Source organism: Vibrio sinaloensis (genome assembly GCF_023195835.1).
Taxonomy (GTDB): Bacteria; Pseudomonadota; Gammaproteobacteria; order Enterobacterales; family Vibrionaceae; genus Vibrio; species Vibrio sinaloensis_C.
The window spans coordinates 1,199,060-1,221,368 of the sequence record NZ_CP096199.1 but is presented as its reverse complement, the minus strand read 5'-3'; the positions used below and the strand labels follow the sequence as shown (position 1 = coordinate 1,221,368).

At 47.6% G+C, this 22,309-nt stretch carries 20 protein-coding genes; 10 read left to right on the top strand and 10 right to left on the bottom strand.

All coding sequences use genetic code 11. From position 1 onward, the window contains the following. Nucleotides 1-93 precede the first annotated feature (93 nt). The 4 genes from MTO69_RS05680 to MTO69_RS05665 form a co-directional block, all read right to left on the bottom strand. A complete protein-coding gene (locus tag MTO69_RS05680; RefSeq protein ID WP_248331923.1) occupies nt 94-1,143 on the bottom strand; it encodes a YcjF family protein in 1,050 nt (349 codons plus the stop codon). Further along, nucleotides 1,140-2,516 (bottom strand): YcjX family protein, encoded by a 1,377-nt coding sequence (locus MTO69_RS05675; protein ID WP_248331921.1) that lies wholly within the window; start codon nt 2,514-2,516, stop codon nt 1,140-1,142. The genes MTO69_RS05680 and MTO69_RS05675 overlap by 4 nt, the downstream gene beginning before the upstream one ends. Before the next feature lie 121 nt (nt 2,517-2,637). Beyond that, the gene (locus MTO69_RS05670) at nt 2,638-2,823 is read right to left on the bottom strand and encodes a hypothetical protein (RefSeq protein ID WP_248331919.1); all 186 of its coding nucleotides are present in this window, start codon (nt 2,821-2,823) and stop codon (nt 2,638-2,640) included. A 107-nt stretch (nt 2,824-2,930) separates the two neighbouring features. After that, nucleotides 2,931-4,454 (bottom strand): fumarate hydratase, encoded by a 1,524-nt coding sequence (locus MTO69_RS05665; protein WP_248331917.1) that lies wholly within the window; start codon nt 4,452-4,454, stop codon nt 2,931-2,933. A gap of 168 nt (nt 4,455-4,622) precedes the next feature. Between MTO69_RS05665 and pabB the strand changes: the two genes are divergently transcribed. Further along, nucleotides 4,623-5,999: an aminodeoxychorismate synthase component 1 gene (gene pabB, locus MTO69_RS05660; protein WP_248331916.1), complete on the top strand. Its 1,377-nt coding sequence runs from the start codon at nt 4,623-4,625 to the stop codon at nt 5,997-5,999. A gap of 14 nt (nt 6,000-6,013) precedes the next feature. Here pabB and MTO69_RS05655 read toward each other — a convergent pair whose 3' ends face one another. Both MTO69_RS05655 and MTO69_RS05650 read right to left on the bottom strand, forming a co-directional pair. Then, complete coding sequence (locus MTO69_RS05655) at nt 6,014-7,714, bottom strand: ATP-binding protein (protein WP_248331915.1); 1,701 nt, start codon at nt 7,712-7,714, stop codon at nt 6,014-6,016. Nucleotides 7,715-7,718: 4 nt separating this feature from the next. Continuing rightward, nucleotides 7,719-8,261: a heme NO-binding domain-containing protein gene (locus MTO69_RS05650; RefSeq protein WP_248331914.1), complete on the bottom strand. Its 543-nt coding sequence runs from the start codon at nt 8,259-8,261 to the stop codon at nt 7,719-7,721. A gap of 82 nt (nt 8,262-8,343) precedes the next feature. Here MTO69_RS05650 and MTO69_RS05645 point away from each other — a divergent pair, with 82 nt between their 5' ends. The 3 genes from MTO69_RS05645 to MTO69_RS05635 all read left to right on the top strand — a co-directional run bounded on the left by MTO69_RS05645 (nt 8,344) and on the right by MTO69_RS05635 (nt 11,948). Then, complete coding sequence (locus MTO69_RS05645) at nt 8,344-8,955, top strand: CoA pyrophosphatase (RefSeq protein WP_248334424.1); 612 nt, start codon at nt 8,344-8,346, stop codon at nt 8,953-8,955. Nucleotides 8,956-9,241: 286 nt separating this feature from the next. Next, a complete protein-coding gene (locus MTO69_RS05640) occupies nt 9,242-10,495 on the top strand; it encodes an aromatic amino acid transport family protein (protein ID WP_248331913.1) in 1,254 nt (417 codons plus the stop codon). A 91-nt stretch (nt 10,496-10,586) separates the two neighbouring features. Continuing rightward, on the top strand, nt 10,587-11,948 hold the full coding sequence (locus MTO69_RS05635; RefSeq protein WP_248331912.1) for an L-serine ammonia-lyase: 1,362 nt from the start codon (nt 10,587-10,589) through the stop codon (nt 11,946-11,948). A 73-nt stretch (nt 11,949-12,021) separates the two neighbouring features. Here MTO69_RS05635 and queD read toward each other — a convergent pair whose 3' ends face one another. Then, complete coding sequence (gene queD / locus MTO69_RS05630) at nt 12,022-12,384, bottom strand: 6-carboxytetrahydropterin synthase QueD (protein ID WP_248331910.1); 363 nt, start codon at nt 12,382-12,384, stop codon at nt 12,022-12,024. Between the two features lie 292 nt (nt 12,385-12,676). Between queD and MTO69_RS05625 the strand changes: the two genes are divergently transcribed. The 3 genes from MTO69_RS05625 to MTO69_RS05615 all read left to right on the top strand — a co-directional run bounded on the left by MTO69_RS05625 (nt 12,677) and on the right by MTO69_RS05615 (nt 16,223). Then, nucleotides 12,677-14,290: a methyl-accepting chemotaxis protein gene (locus MTO69_RS05625; RefSeq protein ID WP_248331908.1), complete on the top strand. Its 1,614-nt coding sequence runs from the start codon at nt 12,677-12,679 to the stop codon at nt 14,288-14,290. Between the two features lie 180 nt (nt 14,291-14,470). After that, nucleotides 14,471-15,871 (top strand): asparagine--tRNA ligase, encoded by a 1,401-nt coding sequence (gene asnS / locus MTO69_RS05620; protein WP_248331906.1) that lies wholly within the window; start codon nt 14,471-14,473, stop codon nt 15,869-15,871. A 118-nt stretch (nt 15,872-15,989) separates the two neighbouring features. Then, entirely contained in the window at nt 15,990-16,223 is a 234-nt protein-coding gene (locus MTO69_RS05615) for a hypothetical protein (protein ID WP_248331904.1), read from the top strand. Between the two features lie 68 nt (nt 16,224-16,291). Here MTO69_RS05615 and MTO69_RS05610 read toward each other — a convergent pair whose 3' ends face one another. Both MTO69_RS05610 and MTO69_RS05605 read right to left on the bottom strand, forming a co-directional pair. Next, nucleotides 16,292-16,501, bottom strand: coding sequence for a hypothetical protein (locus MTO69_RS05610; RefSeq protein ID WP_248331902.1), 210 nt, complete (start codon nt 16,499-16,501; stop codon nt 16,292-16,294). Nucleotides 16,502-16,582: 81 nt separating this feature from the next. After that, a complete protein-coding gene (locus MTO69_RS05605; RefSeq protein ID WP_248331900.1) occupies nt 16,583-17,980 on the bottom strand; it encodes a PLP-dependent aminotransferase family protein in 1,398 nt (465 codons plus the stop codon). 190 nt (nt 17,981-18,170) lie between these two features. Here MTO69_RS05605 and MTO69_RS05600 point away from each other — a divergent pair, with 190 nt between their 5' ends. The 3 genes from MTO69_RS05600 to MTO69_RS05590 all read left to right on the top strand — a co-directional run bounded on the left by MTO69_RS05600 (nt 18,171) and on the right by MTO69_RS05590 (nt 21,718). Continuing rightward, complete coding sequence (locus MTO69_RS05600) at nt 18,171-18,470, top strand: hypothetical protein (RefSeq protein WP_248331898.1); 300 nt, start codon at nt 18,171-18,173, stop codon at nt 18,468-18,470. Between the two features lie 343 nt (nt 18,471-18,813). Next, nucleotides 18,814-20,307: an HD-GYP domain-containing protein gene (locus MTO69_RS05595; RefSeq protein ID WP_248331897.1), complete on the top strand. Its 1,494-nt coding sequence runs from the start codon at nt 18,814-18,816 to the stop codon at nt 20,305-20,307. A gap of 220 nt (nt 20,308-20,527) precedes the next feature. Next, nucleotides 20,528-21,718 carry an amino acid aminotransferase gene (locus tag MTO69_RS05590; RefSeq protein ID WP_248331895.1) on the top strand — a complete coding sequence of 397 codons (1,191 nt, stop codon included), beginning with the start codon at nt 20,528-20,530 and terminating at the stop codon, nt 21,716-21,718. A gap of 84 nt (nt 21,719-21,802) precedes the next feature. On the opposite strand, the gene MTO69_RS05585 is transcribed toward MTO69_RS05590, so the two are convergent. Next, entirely contained in the window at nt 21,803-22,180 is a 378-nt protein-coding gene (locus tag MTO69_RS05585) for a transporter (RefSeq protein WP_248331893.1), read from the bottom strand. Between the last annotated feature and the right edge of the window lie 129 nt (nt 22,181-22,309).

Genomic DNA, 22,309 nt, shown 5'->3' with positions numbered 1-22,309 from the left:
TTCCTAACTAAGGTGTCACGAAAAGTTGACAGTAGTTTCCCTTAAGCCTAGATCCCCGTCAAGTAAACTGATAGCGCGAGAGTCACATTCACGTTATTTGAAGCTAATTGCGGCGACTTTTTCTACAATCTGCTTGCGAATCGCCCCCAACTTTACACGGCGATCTTGTTGCCAAGGTATCGGACGGAGCAACGCCATCGCTTTTAGGCCTAAACGAGCAGTTAAGATTCCGACTCCTAGCCCCTGCCCTGCTCTTGCTGAGACACGTCCCGCCAAGTCCATCGACATCAGATCCATGCTGGCATCAATCGCCAGTTCGCTGGCTCCCGCTGCGGCCATGTTGACCAAGGTAGATTTGAATAACTGCAACCGCGACCAATATCCCAGCTCAACACCGTAAATATCGGCTAAGCTATCGATCATTTTGAAATTTCGCCATGCCACCAACAACATATCGGCGATGGCCAGCGGGCTTATCGCGACCAGTGCGGCCGACTCAGTCGCATGCTGAGACACCACTTTTGTTGCCTGCTTATCTTGCTCGGCCACGACCATCGCATCATACATATCAATCACTTCGCCATCGCTATGCGACGACTTAACACTGTGAATCCAACGGTCATAACCAGGGGACTCTGGAGCCACCCCTGACTGCTTGGCAAGCGCTTCACAAAACGCTTTACCTTTGCCAACGCTGTTCGCTGCAAGCATGCGCTCGGTTTGCTCCTGAACAGAGAAATGATCGCGCAGTTTACGCAGCTTCCACAGCTCTTTGCCTATTGCGCCGATGCCCAGACTGGCCAAAAGCGATATAAATCCCGCCCATCCGAGTGATAACCAATCGGCGGTTTGAATCGACGTAATAACGCTATCAACCGCCTGCCAACCCACCAGTCCAGCAAACGCGGCCAACATGCTAGTTGCTAACCACTTCGACCCAGTTTTAGGACGAATGATACGTTCTAATTTTACTTCCGCTTCTGTGTCACTATCGCGCTCTTCTAGCTTGGTAGGCACAAATTTTTCTTGCTCGGTAAACTGCTTTTGCGCTGTCAACTCAGGCTGAGATTGCTCGGCAGCATCCGCTAACGGCTGTTCAAAGACCTGTTTTTGCTTCAAGTGGTTGTCTGCTTGTTGACTCATTTCAATTTGTCTCCGATCAGATATTCGATAGCTTTATCTAGACGAATGTGCGGCAGCGGCTCATCAATGGCCGCTGTTTGTGGGCGAAACGCGGTAAATTCAAAACCTTGTTGTTGCCAATACGCTGGGCTAGGCAACTTCTTAGGCACTTCACCTGGGAAGACGGTCAGCGACTGCTCCTCCAGCGTCACACCTTGAATCGCTGGCACAGCTTGATCGCCTTGACCAATAAATCCAGTTTGCGTTGCCTGGATTGAAGCCATCGTCATACAGCTCATCTCAATATTTTCAAAAGAGGCATTCTGCCAAGCTGGATGAACCATCTGCTGTAGAAGCGAGACCAAGTTAGGGTGCTGCTCTGGCGTAACGTGGTCGGCTTTGGTCGCCGCGAACAACACTTTGTCAATGCGCGGTGAGAAAAGGCGCTTGAGCAAGTTGCTACGACCATATTTAAAGCTATTCATAATTTGCTCAAGCGCATCTCGCATATCATGGAAAGAGTCGTAGCCTGCATTGAGAGGTTGTAAGCAATCGACCAACACGATCTGCCGATCGAAGGTCGAGAAGTGGTGTTTGTAAAACGCCTTCACAACTTTCTGTTGATATTCAAGATAACGCGCTTGAAGCATGGCTAAATTGGACGTTTTCTCAACCTTTTTCCCTTCTTCAAACTTCACTGGAAAAAACTGCAGCACCGGGGCGCCATCAAGTTCACCGGGCAACACAAACCGACCCGGCTGAACCCAATGTAACCCACGCTCTTTGCACGCATAAAGGTAATCGGTGTAACTTTTCGCTATGGCAGTCAAATGCTTTTCATCGAGTTCGGCGAGCACGTCGAACGCAGAAAGCTGATCTAGCCATGGCTGCGCTAATTCTCGGCGAACGCCCTTTAGCGCAGCAAATTGACTGTTTGACCACTGTTCATAGTCCATATCCAACAGTGGTAAGTCGAGCAACCACTCGCCAGGATAGTCAATGATGTCGATATAGAGTGTTGCCGTGCTATTAAACAGCTTTTTGGTTTTCTTGACTGGCTTGTACTTGATCGCTAGGCGTATTTCGCTCACATCGCGCGTTGGTTGGGGCCATTGCGGAGGCTCGCTATGCAAGTGCTCCATTGCCTCATCATAACCAAATCTCGGCACCAGCATATTGCTTTGCGGTACTCGTTTGGCGCCAACCACGCGTTTATCGCGAGCGGCTGACAGCAGCGGTAGGTTGTCGTGAGTGGATGTATGAAGCAGTTGGTTAACCAATGAGCTGATAAACGCCGTTTTGCCCGCTCTGGATAGACCGGTCACCGCAACGCGCACGTGCGAGTCGGTCGTTCTGCTGAGTAGATCATTCATATCTTGAGTGAGTTGCTTCATTCCCAATCTCTTTTACTTCGATTAGCACTAGCTTAAGTCGACTAATCTTAATGATAGATGAACAAAAAAAGCCTCTGTTATTCTTCAGAGGCTTTCGTTAACTTGCTAATAGCGGCAAGACTTAATCGTCTTCAATCAACTTGTAAGTCACAAACAGTGCAATTTCTAACAAGATAACGAGTGCGCAAGTCATGGTCACATACTTTTCATCAAAGATGCTGATCCCATGTAGGATGAGGTCGTAACCGACAAATGCACCGACCACCACCGCGATGATAAGCTGCAATATCTGAATAAAACGTGGCATGTTAGCTCCTGACTGTTGTTATGATTAGAGTATATAGACAAAAGGTGCCGCGTTTGCGCCACCTTTGTCAAATATTTGCCAATTAAATCAGCAATTTTAAGACTTAATTAAGACTGAGACTCCATCTCTTGGATTTTCACTTTCCAAGTATCCGGACCGATTTGGTGAGCATTAGCGCCGTTGGAGTCAACCGCTACCGTCACTGGCATGTCTTCGACTTCAAACTCGTAAATCGCTTCCATGCCTAAATCTTCAAATGCCACCACACGCGCTTTCTTAATGGCTTTAGCAACGAGATAAGCCGCGCCGCCGACCGCCATCAAGTAAACGGCTTTGTGCTTCTTGATAGACTCAACGGTCGCAGGGCCACGCTCTGCTTTACCGATCATGCCCATGATGCCGGTTTCCTCAAGCATCATGTCGGTGAACTTATCCATTCGGGTCGATGTGGTTGGACCCGCAGGACCAACAGCCTCATCACCCACAGCGTCAACTGGCCCAACGTAGTAGATAAACTTGCCTTTAAAGTCGACGCCTTCAGGCAAGCCTTCGCCATTTTGCAGCATGGTTTGAATACGCTTATGAGCCGCATCTCGCCCTGTCAGGATCTTACCAGACAGTAGCACCGTTTCTCCGGTTTTCCATTGCTCAACATCGGCTTGCGTCACTTCATCGAGATTGACACGGCGAGTATTTGCACCTGCTTCCCAAGTAATATCTGGCCACTCTTCAAGCTTAGGTGGAGTGAGATCAGCAGGGCCACTGCCATCTAGTGTAAAGTGCACATGGCGAGTCGCCGCACAGTTAGGGATCAAACAAACTGGCTTAGAAGCAGCATGAGTTGGCGCTGTTTTGATCTTCACATCAACCACAGTGGTTAAACCGCCAAGACCTTGTGCGCCGATACCCAGTTTATTGACACGATTAAAGATGTCTAAACGCAGCTCTTCTTCGGCATTTTGTGGGCCACGCTCAATAAGCTCTTGAATATCGATGTGCTCCATTAGTGACTCTTTCGCCAATACTGCCGCTTTTTCAGCCGTACCACCGATACCTATTCCTAGCATGCCCGGTGGACACCAACCCGCGCCCATTGTCGGCAAGGTTTTTTCGACCCACTCCGCAATGTCGTCTGAAGGGTTGAGCATGACCATCTTGGTTTTGTTCTCAGAGCCGCCACCTTTAGCCGCGATCTGAATCTCTACCTTGTCACCCGGTACCATATTGATATGCACGACCGCAGGCGTGTTGTCTTTGGTGTTGATTCGCTTACCAGCAGGATCCATTAATACCGACGCACGCAGCGGGTTGTCTGGGTTGGTGTAAGCTTGGCGAACCCCTTCGTCGACCATTTGTTGAACCGTCATATCGGTCGAGTCCCATTGCACGGCCATACCGACATTGACGAAACAGGTTACGATTCCGGTGTCCTGACAGATAGGACGATGGCCCTCAGCAGACATACGAGAGTTGATCAAGATCTGAGCAATCGCATCTTTTGCTGCTTGGCTTTCTTCACGATGGTAGGCTTTTTCTAGGGCTTGGACAAAGTCTAATGGATGGTAATAAGAGATGTACTGAAGTGCATCAGCGACACTGCTGATCACATCCTGTTGGCGAATTACGGTCATTGCATGCCTCGTTATAGTTATGCTTCCTTTTTCGATCGCACACCAACGTTTGCTAATTGGCTTTCTAATCGCAGAACACCGGTGTAGCGACTTTTGTGGTCATTATGATACTCTTGCTTTCCTCAACACGCCACGGTAGCAACGATCTCTTTGTCACAAATTAAACAAATGAATAACAACAAATCAAATCGCTTAGAAATCAAGCCGATCCCATACCACAGCCGCCTCGCTATTGAGCTTTTCAGCACCATTGAATCGCATCCATGGGCGATGTTGTTACGCTCACCATCCAACTCCCATATAGATAGTCGATTCGACATTTTGGTGGCCAGCCCCATTGCCACCATCACGACTCAAGGTCAGCAAAGCCGTATCTTTGCCAATGGCCAAAACACCCTTTCTGATCAGGACCCATTTGAGTTACTCAACGACTGGCAACAAACTTTGTTGAGCGATCTCGACTATCAAGGGGAACTGCCCTTTATTGGCGGTGCTTTAGGGTATTTTGCTTATGACCTTGGCCGACGTGTGGAACGACTACCGACTATCGCTGAACATGATCTCTCAACACCCGATATGGCGGTGGGTCTCTATGACTGGGCTTTGGTCGTAGACCATCATACTAAGCAAGCGCAAATTGTCGGCGTCAACACCGAGGCACGCTGGCAATGGTTACAAGCACAAAACGCCCCTAGCACCGAGGCGTTTTCACTCACCAGTGAGTGGCAGTCAAACATGAGTCGCCACAGCTACGGCGACAAGTTTGCCCAAGTGCAGGAGTATCTGCGCTCCGGTGATTGTTATCAGATTAATTTGGCGCAGCGCTTTCAAGCCGCCTATCAAGGCAGCGAATGGCAGGCGTATCTACAGCTAGAGCAGGTCAATCAAGGGCCCTTCTCTGCCTTCATTCGCACCGAGCAAGGGGCCATTTTGAGTGTTTCACCTGAGCGCTTTTTGCAGGTGAAACAAGGGGTAATTGAGACCAAGCCGATAAAAGGCACGCGGCCTAGACACAGCGATCCAATCGATGACAAGAGCGCGGCCAACGAACTGGCTCACGCTGAAAAGGACCAAGCCGAAAACCTAATGATTGTCGATTTGCTGCGCAACGATGTAGGTCGAGTCGCCAAGCCCGGCACTGTTCATGTGCCAAAGCTGTTCGACATCGAGAGTTTTCCTGCGGTGCACCATCTTGTGAGCACAATTCGCGCCGAGCTTGCCGAGCGTTACACCCCAGCCGACCTATTACGAGCATCGTTCCCGGGCGGCTCTATCACCGGCGCCCCAAAAATACGCGCAATGGAGATTATCGAGGAGCTCGAGCCACATCGCCGCAACGCCTACTGTGGCAGCATTGGTTATATCAGTCGTCATGGGGTGATGGATACCAGTATCACGATTCGCACTTTGGTCGCGGAAAATCAGCACCTGTATGTGTGGGCAGGTGGAGGGCTGGTCGCTGACAGCCAATGTGACAGTGAATATCAAGAAACGTTGGATAAGCTCAGCCGCATCTTACCGGTGTTACAAACCGCGAGCCGTTAATAAGTTCACTCAGTTTATCGTGTCCATTTTTCGAGGATAAGCGTTAAGTCTTTTGCGGTGTAAGGTTTGGTCAGGATGTCGTCCATGCCCGATTCAATGCACCGCTCACGCTCACTCAAGGTGGTTCCGGCAGTCAGCGCGATAATCGGCAACTGACAGCCTTGCTTTCGCAGACGCTGCGTCGCTTCAAATCCATCCATTTCAGGCATCCGACAGTCCATAAAAATCAAGTCGTAGTCACCACTCGATACCGCATCGATGGCTTCAAGGCCATTGTTGGCAATATCCGGGACGATCAACAGTTTTTTCAGCATCTGATTAATGATGACTTGATTCATCCGAATATCATCCACCACCAAAATCGCTAACTGATCAAAGGGTTTATCGCGCTTGTGGGACGGGCCAACTGCATCAACGCTGGGCTCTTCGACGGCAATCTCAACCGGAAGTATCACCTCAAAACAACTGCCCTTACCCAACTCACTGCGAAAGCTGATTGACCCCGACATCAACTCAACCAAATTTTTGCAAATGGCTAACCCCAAGCCCGTCCCTTCAAAATTTCGCTTGGCGGTGCGGTCAGCTTGGACAAAAGGATTGAACAACTCGCGTTGCGCCTGCTCACTGATCCCGATACCGGTATCTTTGACCACAAAATGCAGCGTAGTACCCTTATAGCCAACCGTTAACGTCACTTTGCCCTGCAAGGTAAACTTCACCGCATTGCCGACAAGGTTGACCAGTATCTGCCCTATCCGCTCGAAATCGCCAATCATTGCGCCAGGAATATCACCCAATTGGTTAATTTCAAATACAATTCCCTTTTCACGTGCTCGATTATCGAAGATACCTATCAACATCTCGCGCAAATCAGGCCAATGAAACTTGGCAGGAATAAGCTCCATCATGCCTGCATTCATTTTGCTAAAGTCGAGTAAGTCATTGATGATATGTCGTAGTAAATCCCCTGAATGGGTCAAGTTGGATAGCAGCACTTGCTGTTGTTCGTCCAGTTGACTGTCGGCAAGCAGTTCGGCACTACCCAGTAAACCATTGAGCGGGGTGCGCAGCTCATGATTGATCATCGCGACAAACTCTTGAGTGGCCCGCTCAGACTCCTCGGCTCGCGCACGCGCTTGTTGGTTGCTGATCAAGATCAGTTGGCGACTGATCGCACTGCACATCAGCTCCGCCACTAACAACATTTGATTGACCACAAAATCGCGTTCTATCTCGTTGTCTTCAACCGTAATGGTCAGCTGACCAACCACACGGCGCTCGACTTCAATCGGCAACACTAAATGGCCATCCTCCCATACAGGGTACGCTTTAACTAAGCTAAGATCTTGTGGCTCACTTTGCCCGAAGTGATGCGCATCTACGCTAGCAATCAGCCCTGGTTCAAGGGTTAGACTGGCGGCACTGATCGCGGCGAGTGCCTCGAGTCGCTCAAGCAAACTCGCGATCATGCCGTCATCGAAGCTTCTTCTTAGAAAAGCGCGGCCAAAGTGAATCAGTGCCTCATTAACGTGCTGCTCAAATTCGATTTTGTGGAGGTCGTTGCGCGTCTGCAGTTTAAGCTGATTGAGCACCAGCTCTAACTGTTGATTGGCTTGGTAAAGCTCGAGACTTTTACTTTCAAGCAACTGCTCTGCTTGCTGCCTCGCCGCTTTCTCCCTAGCGAGCTTTCTCTCTAACGCTGAAAGCTTGTCCACAATCTTATCCTACCAAGCGCACTTTAAAGCGCACGTGGCTGCCGTCATCGACTCGGTTATCCATGTCGATGTCAACGGTCTGTTGATAATGGTTAGCGCACCCTTCAATCAACCCCAAACAGACATGCGACATGCAGCGCGCACTGAGGTAATCAAACACCAACTCAGTTTCAGATTCAGAAAGAAAATCAAAACTCGGTGGATTGGCGTCGGGGTAGAGTTTTTTGACTTCTAAGTGGATATAGTCTTCAACCAACTTGATGAAATGAAAGGTAGATTTACAGTTTTGTAGGCTACTATTAGTGGGTAAGGAGCGATACAGGTTGTGAAAGACAGATTGTCCGAAAATGCGCTGTAAATCTTGAGCAGAGATACCCGTTCTCTGGCTTAGCTGAACGATGAGTTTAACCAGGCTTTTATGGTCATAGCTTCCTACTGCGGTATAAACCCCATCGTCTCCAGCCAAAGATAACACGGTATCGAGCTCTTCGAGGCCGAACTTTTGTTCGACTAAATCCATAAATTCAGTAAAGATAATTCCTTTCATCGTTGTGCTGTCCTTGCCTGCCTCATTGCTGTTAAAAGCATGAGTCACATTGCGAACAATTTCAAATGAGTCGGGAGCTAAGATATTGTTGGAGCTAAATAAAAGTGATCTGATACAACGTTTTCAGTTGCATCAAACCGTTGACTATCATCAAGAGGCCCTACGACGCGTAGCGCATCTCAACCACAGCTCGCTGCGCAAGGCTTCGGTGTTGATTGGATTTATCGAGCGAGACAATGGCCTTCACGTTTTGTTTACTCGCCGGGCACGCCACCTAAAACACCATCCGGGTCAAGTCAGCTTTCCCGGTGGAAAGTATGAACTCAGTGATACCGATTTAGCCGCCACCGCGCTGCGCGAGACCTATGAAGAGGTGGGCATCAATCACGAAAAAGTTCGCATTTTTGGTCAGTTACCTGAACTCATCACCGTCAGTCGATTTACCGTCACCCCGTTTATGGCGTTCATCGATTCCGACTACCACACCAATATTGATCACAATGAAGTTGACGAAGTGTTTGAAGTCCCAGCGAAGATTGTGCTCGATCCGCGCGAGCTTCACAGTGAGCGTTTTTATATCAACAATCATTCACACCGTGTATTTGGCCTCTCGTACCAAAACCACTTTATCTGGGGAATGACGGCACAAATCATCGACGCGATGCAGAAGCAGATCATGGACCACAGCAAATAGCCGATGCTCGGATTGATAACTTGTCACATTAACCTAGCTATTTGTTAATACGGCAATCGTTTTCCCGCAGCATAGATAACACAATCTCATAACAAGATTAGTTTTTCTAATGTTACGAATTAGCATAAATCACTAGTGGCACATCATTTACGTGAGCAAAAACCTGTTTTTGACATATCCTATTATAAGCCTCATCAATTCATGACTTAGATCTACTTTTCATGAAAGGTTTTTCTGCAAAATTGCACCCGACTTATTTCCTGTTCCCAAAAATGAGTATCACAAAATGAATACTAATACTTCTGCGGTTTCTACCGCACAATCTCCTAGTAAGTTCACTTACAAGGATTTCACCTGGTGTCTGTCACTTTTCGGTACTGCGGTAGGTGCTGGCGTACTTTTCCTTCCAATTAAAGCGGGTGCTGGCGGTTTCTGGCCATTAGTTATCCTTGCTCTAATCGCGGCACCAATGACTTGGTTCGCACACAAATCTCTCGCTCGATTTGTTCTATCGGCGAAAAACCCTGAAGCTGATATCACTGATACAGTAGAAGAGCACTTTGGTAAGACTGGCGCAAACCTTATTACTTTTGCTTACTTTTTCGCCATCTACCCTATCGTTCTTATCTACGGTGTGGGTATCACAAACACGGTTGACTCGTTCCTAGTAAACCAAATGGGCATGGAGTCCATCCCTCGCTGGCTACTGTCTGGTGCACTAATTGCTGCAATGACTGCTGGTGTAGTATTTGGTAAAGAACTAATGCTAAAAGCAACATCAGCACTGGTATACCCACTAGTGTTCATCTTGCTGGCACTTTCTTTCTACCTAATCCCAGACTGGAATGGCTCGATGATGTCTGTTGCACCAGACTGGTCTTCTATGCCATCTGTGGTTTGGCTAGCTATCCCAATCATCGTGTTCTCTTTCAACCACAGCCCGGTTATCTCTCAGTTCTCTAAAGAGCAACGTCGTGTGCACGGTGACAATGCGGTTCAGAAGACAGACGCTATCACGGGCGGTGCAGCGATGATGCTAATGGGCTTTGTTATGTTCTTCGTATTCTCTGTAGTACTTTCTCTATCTCCAGAGCAGCTAGCAATGGCTAAAGAGCAAAACATCTCTGTACTTTCTTACCTAGCGAACGTTCACGAATCTCCACTTATCTCTTACATGGGTCCACTGGTTGCTTTTGCAGCAATCACTTCAAGCTACTTCGGTCACTTCCTAGGTGCGCACGAAGGTCTAGTTGGTCTAGTGAAATCTCGCTCTAACACTTCGGTAAGCAAGATTGAAAAAGCATCTCTAATCTTCATCGTTGTAACAACTTGGATTGTCGCTATCGTTAACCCAAGCATCCTGGGTATGATTGAAACAATGGGCGCGCCAATGATTGCCGCTATCTTGTTCCTAATGCCAGTGTTCGCAATGCAGAAAGTACCAGCCATGGCGAAGTACAAAACTTCAACGCCTGTACAGATTTTCACAGCTCTTTGTGGTATCGCAGCCATTACTTCTGTAATCTACGGCGCTCTTTAATCTAAGGCTTTAAAAGCCTGATTAAACCAAGAATATAATGATAATAAAAAGCCTCCCTCCCCCCGGGAGGCTTACTTCTGAGGTAATCGATATGATTAGTGTTTTTGACATCTATAAGATCGGTGTTGGTCCTTCAAGCTCACACACTGTAGGACCAATGAAAGCGGGTAAAGAATTTATTGATGATCTACGTTCAATGGGAAAATTGCGCGACATCACTAAAATCACCGTTGACGTTTATGGATCACTATCACTGACAGGGAAAGGTCACCACACAGATATCGCAATCATCATGGGTCTTGCTGGCAATACTCCTGAGAAAGTGGATATCGACTCTATTCCGGGCTTTATCGCTCGCGTAGAAGAAACTGAGCGCCTTCCTGTTGGCATGCACTGTCACACAGTATCGTTCCCCAAAGAGGGCGGTATGAACTTCCATACCACGAACCTCGAGTTACACGAAAACGGCATGCAGATCCACGCTTGGATCAATGACGAAAAAGTGTACTCAAAAACCTATTACTCTATCGGCGGTGGTTTCATCGTTGATGAAGAAAACTTCGGCAAAGAAGAAGAAAACCCAGTTAAAGCACCTTACGAATTCACCACCGCTGAAGAACTGGTGAATCAGTGTAAAGAGCACGGTCTTTCTATTAGTACTTTGGTGATGAAAAACCAAGCAGCGATGCACTCGGATGAAGAGTCACGGACATACTTTGCTAATATCTGGAAAACCATGCGTGACTGTATGGACCGTGGCATGAATACCGAAGGTATCCTACCCGGCCCACTTCGCGTTCCTCGTCGAGCGGCCGCGCTTCGTCAGCAACTTCTTACCTCTGAGAAAACAACTAACGATCCTATGTCGGTTGTTGACTGGGTGAATATGTTCGCTTTTGCGGTCAATGAAGAAAACGCAGCAGGTGGCCGCGTTGTGACAGCACCAACAAACGGTGCGTGTGGCATCATTCCTGCGGTACTGGCTTACTACGATAAGTTCATCCAAACCGTGACTGAGAAAGACTACATCCGTTACTTTGCCGCTTCTGGCGCAATCGGTGGTCTGTACAAGCGTAATGCGTCTATCTCTGGTGCTGAAGTTGGCTGTCAGGGTGAAGTTGGCGTTGCATGTTCTATGGCAGCAGCGGGCCTCGCAGAGCTTATGGGTGGTAGCCCAGAGCAAGTATGTATGGCGGCTGAAATCGCGATGGAGCACAACCTAGGTCTGACTTGTGACCCAGTTGCTGGTCAGGTGCAGGTTCCATGTATCGAACGTAACGGTATTGCTGCTGTAAAAGCGATCAACTCCACTCGTATGGCACTGCGCCGTTCATCTGCGCCAACAGTCTCTCTCGATAAGGTTATCGAAACCATGCTAGAAACGGGCAAAGACATGAACGCGAAATACCGTGAAACCTCTCAAGGCGGCCTAGCGGTAAAAGTGATCTGCTAATTTAGTTAAGATGCAAAAAAGCCCGAGCGTTTTGTCTAACGCTCGGGCTTTTTCATGGCTCGACTAGATAAGGTTATTCACCTTTATATATGCATCCAGCGGTACAGGTCTCTTTGATTTCGACTTTACTCAACAATGGCAGTGTTGGCTTTAACTGGTTCCAAATCCACTTAGCGAGAACTTCGCTGGTCGGGTTCTCCAGACCTTCGATGTCATTCAGATAGTAGTGATCGAGCCTGTCGTAGATTGGCTTAAATGCGGCTTTAATTTCGGCGAAGTCCACCACCCAGCCTGTATGCGGGTCAACCTCACCTTCTACATAAAGGCGAACTAAGAAAGAGTGACCATGCAGGCGCCCACATTTATGCCCCTCTGGCACATGCGGTAAGTGGTGGGCCGCTTCAAACATAAACTCTTTGTATAATTCAGTTTTCATCTTAGATCTCAGGCTTGTCAAAACAGACGCAATACTAAGGAATAACCCTTGCAGAGACAAGCACCGACCCGCAGATTCGCTCATTTAACCACTAGGAAAACGTTACCCTCCCACTAGCACGTCAAAATTACGTTACTGCGTCAAAGTTTTGATTACACTAAGCCTACATCACATTTACAATGCCCTTACATAGAGTGAGGTCACAGTATGAAGTCCGATAACTTTTCTTTCACTCAAAGATGAGACACGATCTATGAGGTCTATTCCAATAATAATCAATAATTACTCAACCATGCGCTTAACAATTACAACAAAGTTGCTCATCACCTTATTAACTGTGTTTGGCTTGGTACTGGTCGCCTCTACTACCTATCAATACTTGCAACAAAGAGAGCTTATCAACTCGGTCCTCAGTGAACAGTTGCACGATAAAGCAAGTAACTATTTTGATAGCCTCAATATGATGATGCTGACCGGCACTATGGCTCAGAAAGAGACATTACGCCAAAAAGCCCTCGCCCAAGACGGCATCGAAGAAGTCAAAGTGCTGCGTGCCGAGGCGGTGAGTAAGCTGTACGGTCCTGGTCAAGCCAATCAACAACCCGTCGATGAAATCGATCAGCGCGCTTTAGCTGGCGAGCTGGTCATTGAGCCGATCAAAGCCGATTGGGGTAAAGGCATCGTTGTTGCCCTGCCGATGAAATCAAGCGAAAACTATCGCGGCACAAACTGTGTGTCATGCCATATGGCACCTGAAGGAGAAGTGCTCGGCGCCATTCGTCTTGAGTACAATCTCTCTCATGTCAACCAATTGATTAGCCAGCGTGCTTTTATCGCCCTGGCGATTATGTCTGCTTTCGGCTTCGTCGGCTTTTTGGTCACTATGTGGCTGATTCGAAAGATCATCGTACGTCCGATTCAGAAAACCTCTGGGTTTATGCAAAAGTTAAGCAAAACCAAAGATTTAAGCCAGAGGCTCGCCACCAGCCAAACCGATGAGATAGGCCAATTGTCAGGCGCAATCAACTCGTTTATGGAAACTGTGAACAGCAGCCTTGAGCAAGTGCAAAGCACATCGCACAAAGTCGCGCTCAGTGCCACAGAGCTGACTCAAGTGGCACAGGTGACTGATTCTGCGGCTGATAACCAGCAAAAAGAGACCGCTGAAGTACAAACTCATATGGAAGAGATGCAGGCTCAGCAAGCTCAAGTTGGCCAGGCGACAGAAGATGCCTCGTCACTCATCAAGCACACCACAACCATTGCCAATCAAAGTGCAGAGCAAGCACACAGTGCTAGCCACGACATCAAAGCACTAGTGGATGATATTGAGCACGTTAAAGACAGCATTGTTGACCTAAACAATCAAACTTCAGAGGTGTCTAGCATTCTTGAAGTGATCAAAGGCGTGGCCGAACAAACCAACTTACTTGCCCTCAACGCAGCGATTGAAGCCGCGCGTGCTGGCGAGCAGGGTCGCGGTTTTGCGGTCGTCGCCGATGAAGTACGAAATCTTGCCAGCCGCACAGCAGAAGCAACCGGCAGTATTGAAAACATCATTTCTCAATTCCAGCAAGACAGTCAGTCATCATTAAGCTCAGTAGATTCTGTGTGTAGCACTGCGCATCAGCGCTCTGCTGAAATCGAGCAGCTTTCTCAGGCGATGTCTGATGTGGTCGAAGAGATGAAACAAGCCCTTGCTCATGCCAATAGCATTGAGCAACAAACCAACACAACTTCCGCACTCAGCCAGCAAGTTCAAGGCAAAGTGCGAGTGATCACGCAACATGCCAACCAGACCAGTGAATCCGCGGCGCAAACCCATAATATTAGTATGAATCTTGAGCAGCAGTCGGAGCATTTAGAAGCATTACTCGATCAATTCACGCTCTCCAATAAGAAATAGCCGTTTATCGGCTATTTTTGTTGGCCGAAACAACAATAAAGGTTGAAGCCTAAGATTTGAAAGGTAATATGTCCCATTGACGATATAGAATTTAATCCAACCCAATGTTTGTTCATTATTTATACCGTGAGTAATGCGACATTGGGTTGAATTTTTACCTCAATGGAGAATATTGAAAACATGACTTACGCGCCTGTATCAGACGTATTGAAAGGTCAGCTAGCAGTAGACAGTGAAGTCACTGTTCGTGGCTGGATCCGTTCACGTCGTGATTCCAAAGCTGGAATCTCTTTCCTTGCCATATATGACGGCTCTTGTTTCGACCCGATTCAGGCCGTGGTCCCTAATAATCTTAATAATTACGAAGACGAAGTACTTAAGCTAACTACTGGCTGTTCTGTCGAAGTAACGGGTAAGATTGTTGAATCTCCTGCCAAAGGTCAAGACTTCGAACTCGCAGCAACTGACGTAAAAGTGGTTGGCTGGGTTGAAGATGCAGACACTTACCCAATGGCGAAAACTCGCCACTCTATCGAATACCTTCGCGAAGTGGCGCACCTCCGCCCACGTACCAACGTGATCGGTGCGGTAGCACGTGTACGTAACTGCCTATCTCAAGCGATCCACCGCTTCTACCATGAGCAAGGTTACTTTTGGGTATCGGCGCCACTTATCACTGCATCTGATGCTGAAGGTGCCGGCGAGATGTTCCGCGTCTCTACGCTAGATATGGAAAACCTACCTCGCACAGACAAAGGCGAAGTGGATTACAACGAAGACTTCTTCGGTAAAGAGACGTTTCTGACGGTATCTGGCCAGCTTAACGCTGAAGCCTACGCGTGTGCACTGAGCAAAGTTTACACGTTCGGTCCAACTTTCCGTGCTGAGAACTCAAACACCAGTCGTCACCTTGCAGAATTTTGGATGGTTGAGCCTGAAGTGGCTTTCGCTGATCTTAACGATATCGCGAAATTGTCTGAAGACATGCTTAAGTATGTGTTCAAAGCAGTACTAGCAGAATGTCGTGACGATCTTGAGTTCTTCGCTCAACGCATCGATAAACAAGCCATCACTCGCCTAGAGCAGTTTGTTTCTTCTGACTTTGCTCAAGTTGACTACACCGACGCTATCCAGATCCTGCTTGATTCTGGCCGTGAGTTCGAGTTCCCAGTTGAATGGGGTATCGACATGTCTTCTGAGCACGAGCGCTTCCTAGCAGAAGAGCACTTTAAAGCTCCAGTTATTGTGAAAAACTACCCGAAAGACATCAAAGCCTTCTACATGCGTCTTAACGACGATGGTAAAACCGTAGCGGCGATGGACGTTCTTGCACCAGGCATTGGCGAGATCATCGGTGGTTCTCAGCGTGAAGAGCGTCTTGAAGTGCTTGATGAGCGTATGCGCGAAATCGGCATCGATCCTGAGCACATGAGTTGGTACCGAGACTTACGCAAATACGGCACGGTGCCACACGCAGGCTTTGGTCTAGGCTTTGAGCGTTTGGTCTCTTACGTGACTGGCATGGGCAACGTACGTGACGTGATTCCATTCCCTCGCACACCTCGCTCTGCAAACTTCTAAACGCCATTTCAAGCCAAAAAACCTCCATTCGTGGAGGTTTTTTTATGCCCGTAAGCATTGGAAAACTCATTGTGAATCAGCTAGTTTTATTAGTGTGATAGTAAATGGAGTTAAAGCTATGAAGCTATTTAAAATTGAAGATCTCGCCTATAACGGCGTTGAAGAAGGCGTCCACAGCTGGGATCACCCTCAAGGGGAACAGCCCTACTACTGGCACCCAGACTGGCTGCACATTGCCGAGGACATCACCGGAATGCATGGCAGACGAGCCCTTGAGGTGCCAGAAAGAGAACAAGCCAATCAAGAGCATGCCAAACAAGCGATCATTGATCATCTAAACGATAAGCAGTAAATATGAGTCCCTAGTCAAAACTGGGGACTTCTACCCATCAAAATCAATCTGTGTTCAGATAGCTATTGTTATCCATTGTTTCTATCGTTCGCTGCGTAACGAATAGCAAAGAGACATAAGCCAAACATGACAAAAGGTATCGCTGCCGCGGTGTATTCAATCCAGACCAAGTCGGCGAAGGACTTAGATAAAATAACGTGTCCAAACACCGCCAATGCAGCGCACAGTATCGCAATAATCAGCAGTCTGTATTCACGCTGAACACTTGTTCGTTCCATCAGAGTTCCTCATTAATGACCACCTGGCTATTGGAACACAAGGTTGCGCCTTAGTCGCAGTACAGTTCGGCGAATAAACCTTTAAGCAGTGCCACGCTCGGCCCATTGGCCTATTTTTTTCACCGTCTGTTCCATAGCACTGTCGACCGCGAACGAGACATTAATACGCAGGCAATGGTTAAATTGAGACGACGGTCCAAACAGACCACCATCAGCGACCGATATACCCTCTTTGAGCGCATCAAGATAGATGCGATGACAATTAACCTGTTTAGCAAACTCGATCCAAACGAAGTAGCCACCTTGGCTCACGTGAACCTGACTATGTTTGGGCAAATGTTCGTTTAGAAGCTGGAGCATGGCATCGCGGCGCTGCGCTAACGTTTTTCGCAGCTTCCTTAAATGGTTATCAAAGCTTTCATGCTGAAGATAATGAGCGATACCATGTTGAATCGGCGCGCTAGCCGATAAGGTTGAGAGCATCTGCTGCTTTTGTAACTGGTCGCTCAATGATTGATTGACCACCCAACCAATCCGGTACCCCGGGCAGAGTGATTTGGATAACGAGCCACACAACATGACCCTATCGTGTTGATCATAATACTTAAATGGATGAAGCATAGGGTCGCTCAAGCCAAGCTCGGCATAAACATCGTCTTCAATGATGGTCACATCATATTGATGAGCGAGTTTCACTACTTGCTGCTTGTCCGCTTCGCTCAAGCAGGCGCCGGTCGGGTTTTGGTATCGTGACATCAACCAGCACGCCTTCACGTTATGCTGCTCGAGTACCTGTTTAAAGGTTGCCACACATAGGCCAGTCTGTGGGTCTACCGGAACCATAATCGCCTCTAGGCCCAATCGCTCAACCGCTTGCAATGCACCATAAAAAGTTGGCGATTCCAACACCACCTTATCACCAGGCTTACACAAGGTGGCTAAACTCAGATTCAGCGCTTCCATCGCACCGGAGGTCAGCACAATGTCACGGTGTGACACATTAAGCCCACTCATAATGTAGCGCTGAGCGATACTGCGGCGCAGAGACTCATTGCCTGGAGGAAGATTATGCAACACTTGCTGAGCCGGTAGTTTGCGCCCCGCACTCGCAAGATGACGATTGAGCACAGTCAAAGGAAACAGATCTGGCGCAGGAAACGCAGAGCCGAGCGCGACCTCGGCACAGGAGCTGCGCTTAAGGAATTGATACAATCTGTCGTTATATGCGACCTTTGGCGAGACTGCAGGCGCAGCGCTGTGCTTTCTCATTAGAGTGGGGGTCACAAAATACCCTGACTGAGGCTTGGCCGTTAACCAGCCCTCACTTTCGAGCAACTGATAAGCCTGTAGCACCGTCGATGCGCTCACCAAGTAACTTTTACTTGCGGCACGAATCGACAAGACTTTCTCTCCCGCGCGCCAAGTGTTTTGTTCGATTTGCTGTTTGATCTGCTCTGCAAGCTGTTGATATCGATTCATATTTCCCTCTGGTTTCCACGGCCAACCATATCACAGTCCAACCAATGAATAGATATCACCCTTCTCATTGATGAGGATTGTATTTAGCGAACACTGTTTGTTGAAGCGAGTCACATTAATAACCGCAGAGTTTGTTACATTTACTGAGCATAAGTGACCTTAGCAACCTAATATAAGGAACTAGATAATAATGAAAAAATACGATTCCTCGCATATCGAGTACAAAGGCGAAAGCAACGGTGTGCACAGTTGGACAACACCAAGCGGACAACCCTACTATTGGCACCCAGATTGGCTGCACATCGCAGAAGATGCTACCGGATCTCATCCCAAGCAACAGCTCGATGTATCAGAGGGTGAAACCGCCGACAAAAAGCACGCAGTAACGGCGATTTTATCCCACCTCAACAAATGGGCGGCAGACAAACTGAGCCAAAACCCAGACATTGAAACCAACGCCATCGAATCGCAGATCGATCTGAAGAAATAATCTAATCTAAAGAAATAATCTTAAACGCACACCCCCTGTTGGTGTGCGTTTCTTTCTCCCATGTAGCACTAAGGTTGTAAAACCGTATCCATAGATGTAAGAAATCGATATGATGTGCGGTCATATATTAAACCGTTAACCATGTTACGGTGATACCAAACGGGATAAATAGGTGATCAGATAATTGCGCAGGAAAAATCGTTGAGAGCAAGGCATAGATTGCAGCTAGCTAGTTGACCTACCTACAAAATCTATAACGACGCTATCAGCGATTTTAACTAGCAAGAATGACCAGATATTTATGCTGTTTGGTATTAAGCGCATTCTGACTATGGGCATCGCTATGAAAGATTCACATTACAATGCACCTTTAACAGTAAAACTTTACGCTTTGGCAGGTGTGGTTTTTGGCATTTACGCGGGGCGTGTATGCCCAATGCTAGAAACCTTGACCTTTACTGAGTTGTTTAGCCATATTACCGTGACCTTCGGCATTGTTCTTCTGATTCGTCACTTCCTTCTCAGTAACCACGATCTGGTTGTTCAACAGCAACAGGCACGTCTCGACGCAACCTTAATGTTTTTCGCCAGCATCGTTTTGGCTAGCTTCTACAACCTCCATTATGATTTTCCTATCGACAGTAATCTCAAGGTGCTGTTTGGTATGACATTATTTGGTTTCTTTACCGGGCTGCTGCTGCAATTGGAGTCTAAAATCGCCTCTTTTGAGCAACTCGACGGTCAGCAGCGTTATCAGTTTGAGCTCAGTGGCCAACGTCGTTCGTTAGTGAAACAAATGATTTCGCTGGTCAGTCTGCTATTAATCACCTTAACCACCATGTTAACTATGGTGGCGATCAAAGATATCTTTTGGCTTGAGCATAATCCTCAACGGGTACTGGACGGCACCGGCACTATCAGCGTGATTAAAGAGTTCCTTTATATTGCTTTGGTGTTGGGCGGCTATGTGATTGCCATTATGGTGCTCTGGAGTAAATTGATGCGCCGCGTGCTACTCTCGCACGAAGACTCACTGATGCAGGTTACTCAAGGTAATGTCTCCAAGCGCGTACCTGTATTTGAACACAATGAGTTGGGATCGATGGCCTCTCTCACCAACCAAATGTTAGACAGCCTAGAGTCGTCGCAAGATGAGGTTAAAACTACCCGTGACGTCGCTATCGTCAGTCTCTCTGCACTGGCAGAGTCTAGGGACAATGAAACCGGCGCGCACATTCTGCGTACCCAGGAATATGTGCGTGCCCTCGCTCAGTACCTGGCTCAATTTGAACCCCATCGCGAACTCTTGACCGACAGCTATATCGAACTGCTGTACAAGTCTGCCCCGCTGCATGACGTGGGTAAGGTTGGGATACCCGACAACATCTTGTTGAAACCAGGTAAGCTTACCGATGATGAATTTGAGATCATGAAGCGTCATCCAGAAATTGGCGCCAAAGCGCTATCTATGGCTGAGCAACAACTGGGGAGCAACTCTTTCTTACAGCTCGCCAAAGAGATCTCGCTCACTCACCACGAAAAGTGGGATGGCTCGGGCTACCCTAACCAGCTTAAAGAGCAACAAATTCCCCTTTCAGGTCGATTAATGGCTTTAGCAGATGTTTATGATGCACTTATCTCTGAGCGCGTGTACAAAAAAGCATTCAGTCACGAAAAAGCCAAATCGATTATTTTGCAAGGTAAAGGCAATCATTTTGATCCTCAAGTCGTGGAAGCCTTTCTAGCCATTGAACAGACCTTTGTTGATATTGCCGACAAATATCGCAGCATGGAAGCCAAAGAGAATGCACTGGAACAAGGTGAAATGACCGCGTAACAGGCGAACAAAAAAGCACCATGCGTTTCAATTAAGTCCCTCTAGCTCGCTAAGTTAGAGGGACTTTTTATATGGAAATCCCTGTTACAAGACATTTGGTCAGTAAATCCAGATGTTTTCGAAATTTTCTTTGCTTTGGTTGTTGTTTCATTACCTTTAGAAAGGTATAAATAGCTGAGTTACTAACCTATCCTCCCTTCGATTAACATGGATGACGATTATGTTTGAAAAAGTAGTTGCTGCTCCGGCAGACCCTATCCTCGGCCTGACTGAAGAGTTTAAAAAAGATGCCCGCGCTGAAAAAATTAACCTGGGCGTAGGCATTTACAAAAACGAACAGGGTGAAACCCCAGTTTTAGCCACAGTGAAAAAAGCTGAAGCTGCGTTGGTTGAAACGGAAAAGACCAAGTCATACCTAACTATCGAAGGGACGGCTGAGTACGGTCTTGCGGTACAAAAACTGTTGTTTGGTGCCGATGCAGAGATCGTCACTAGCCAACGAGCGAAGACGGCGCAAGCGCCGGGTGGTACTGGTGCACTTCGCGTTGCAGGTGAGTTCATCAAGCGCCAGCTTGGTGATGTCAAAATCTGGATCAGTAACCCTACTTGGGCAAACCACAACGGTGTGTTTACCGCTGCGGGCATTGAAACGGCGCAATACAGCTACTACAACGCAGAAACCAAAGACAAAGACTTTGCGGCAATGCTTGCCGACCTCGACAAGGCGGCCGAAGGCGATATCGTGCTGCTTCACGGCTGCTGTCACAATCCAACCGGCATCGATCCAACTGAAGAAGAGTGGGAAACGCTCGCTAAACTGGTTGCGGATAAAAAGCTTCTTCCACTGTTCGACTTTGCATACCAAGGCTTTGCCAAGGGTGTAGAAGAGGATGCGGCTGGTCTGCGCATTTTTGCTAAGTACAACAAAGAGATTTTGGTTGCGAGCTCGTTCTCTAAAAACTTTGGCCTCTACAACGAGCGTGTTGGTGCCTTCACCTTAGTTGCAGAGTCTGAGCAAGTTGCAGCGACCGCTTTCTCACAAGTAAAAGCGATCATTCGTTCAATCTACTCTAATCCACCAGCACACGGCAGTGCTGTCGTGACTTACATCCTGAACAACCCGGCTCTACGCGCCGAGTGGGAGCAGGAAGTAAAAGAAATGCGCGACCGCATTCAACAGATGCGCGAACTGTTCGTTGCAACGCTAAAAGAGCAAGGGGTCGATGCTGACTTTAGCTTTATTGAGCGTCAAAATGGTATGTTCTCGTTCTCTGGTCTTAACAAAGATCAAGTGAACCGCTTAAAAGAAGAGTTTGCTATCTACATTGTCGGCTCTGGCCGAATCAGTGTCGCAGGCATGACTCGCTCAAACATGCTTCCGCTATGCAAGGGCATCGCAGCAGTATTGTAATCGAGTGCAGATACCAACAAAAAGAGCCAGCTTATGCTGGCTCTTTTTAGTTTTGCTTAATAATCTTGGCTTACGCTGCTGAGATTAGAAACGAATTATCAGTTCATCTTGAGTCAGTGGCGAGATCATCACTCCCGATTTACTGCGCATTCGTTCAAGTTGCTCGCTGTCGAGCTCATAGGGCATCACCAGTTTGAGTTCTTCAACCCCCTCAAAACGGGCCAGCTCAAGTAGCGTTAGAATATTGGACTCGTCACTTCGATTGGCAGAAAGGCTATTCATCGCCTGCTGCCACAAGCGGTCTTCAACGTTTGTCGACTCTTTGATGGTGTTTTTCCAAGCCAAACTAAAGATTGGCGCAAAGGTGCTCATTGCTTCCAAGAACGTCCATTTCTTACTGCATGAAGCGCCAAGAAAAGAGGTATAGTCGAAAACAACACTTGTCTTGCCTAGATGTTCCATATCATCCCCCGTAATAGCGGCAACACAGTGTACTCAATATCATAGATTCCACTTCTTATGGCAATAGGATATAAAACAATAGTCTTTTATACCCATTTTTTGTTTGAAAAAGCTATATAAAAAGCAACA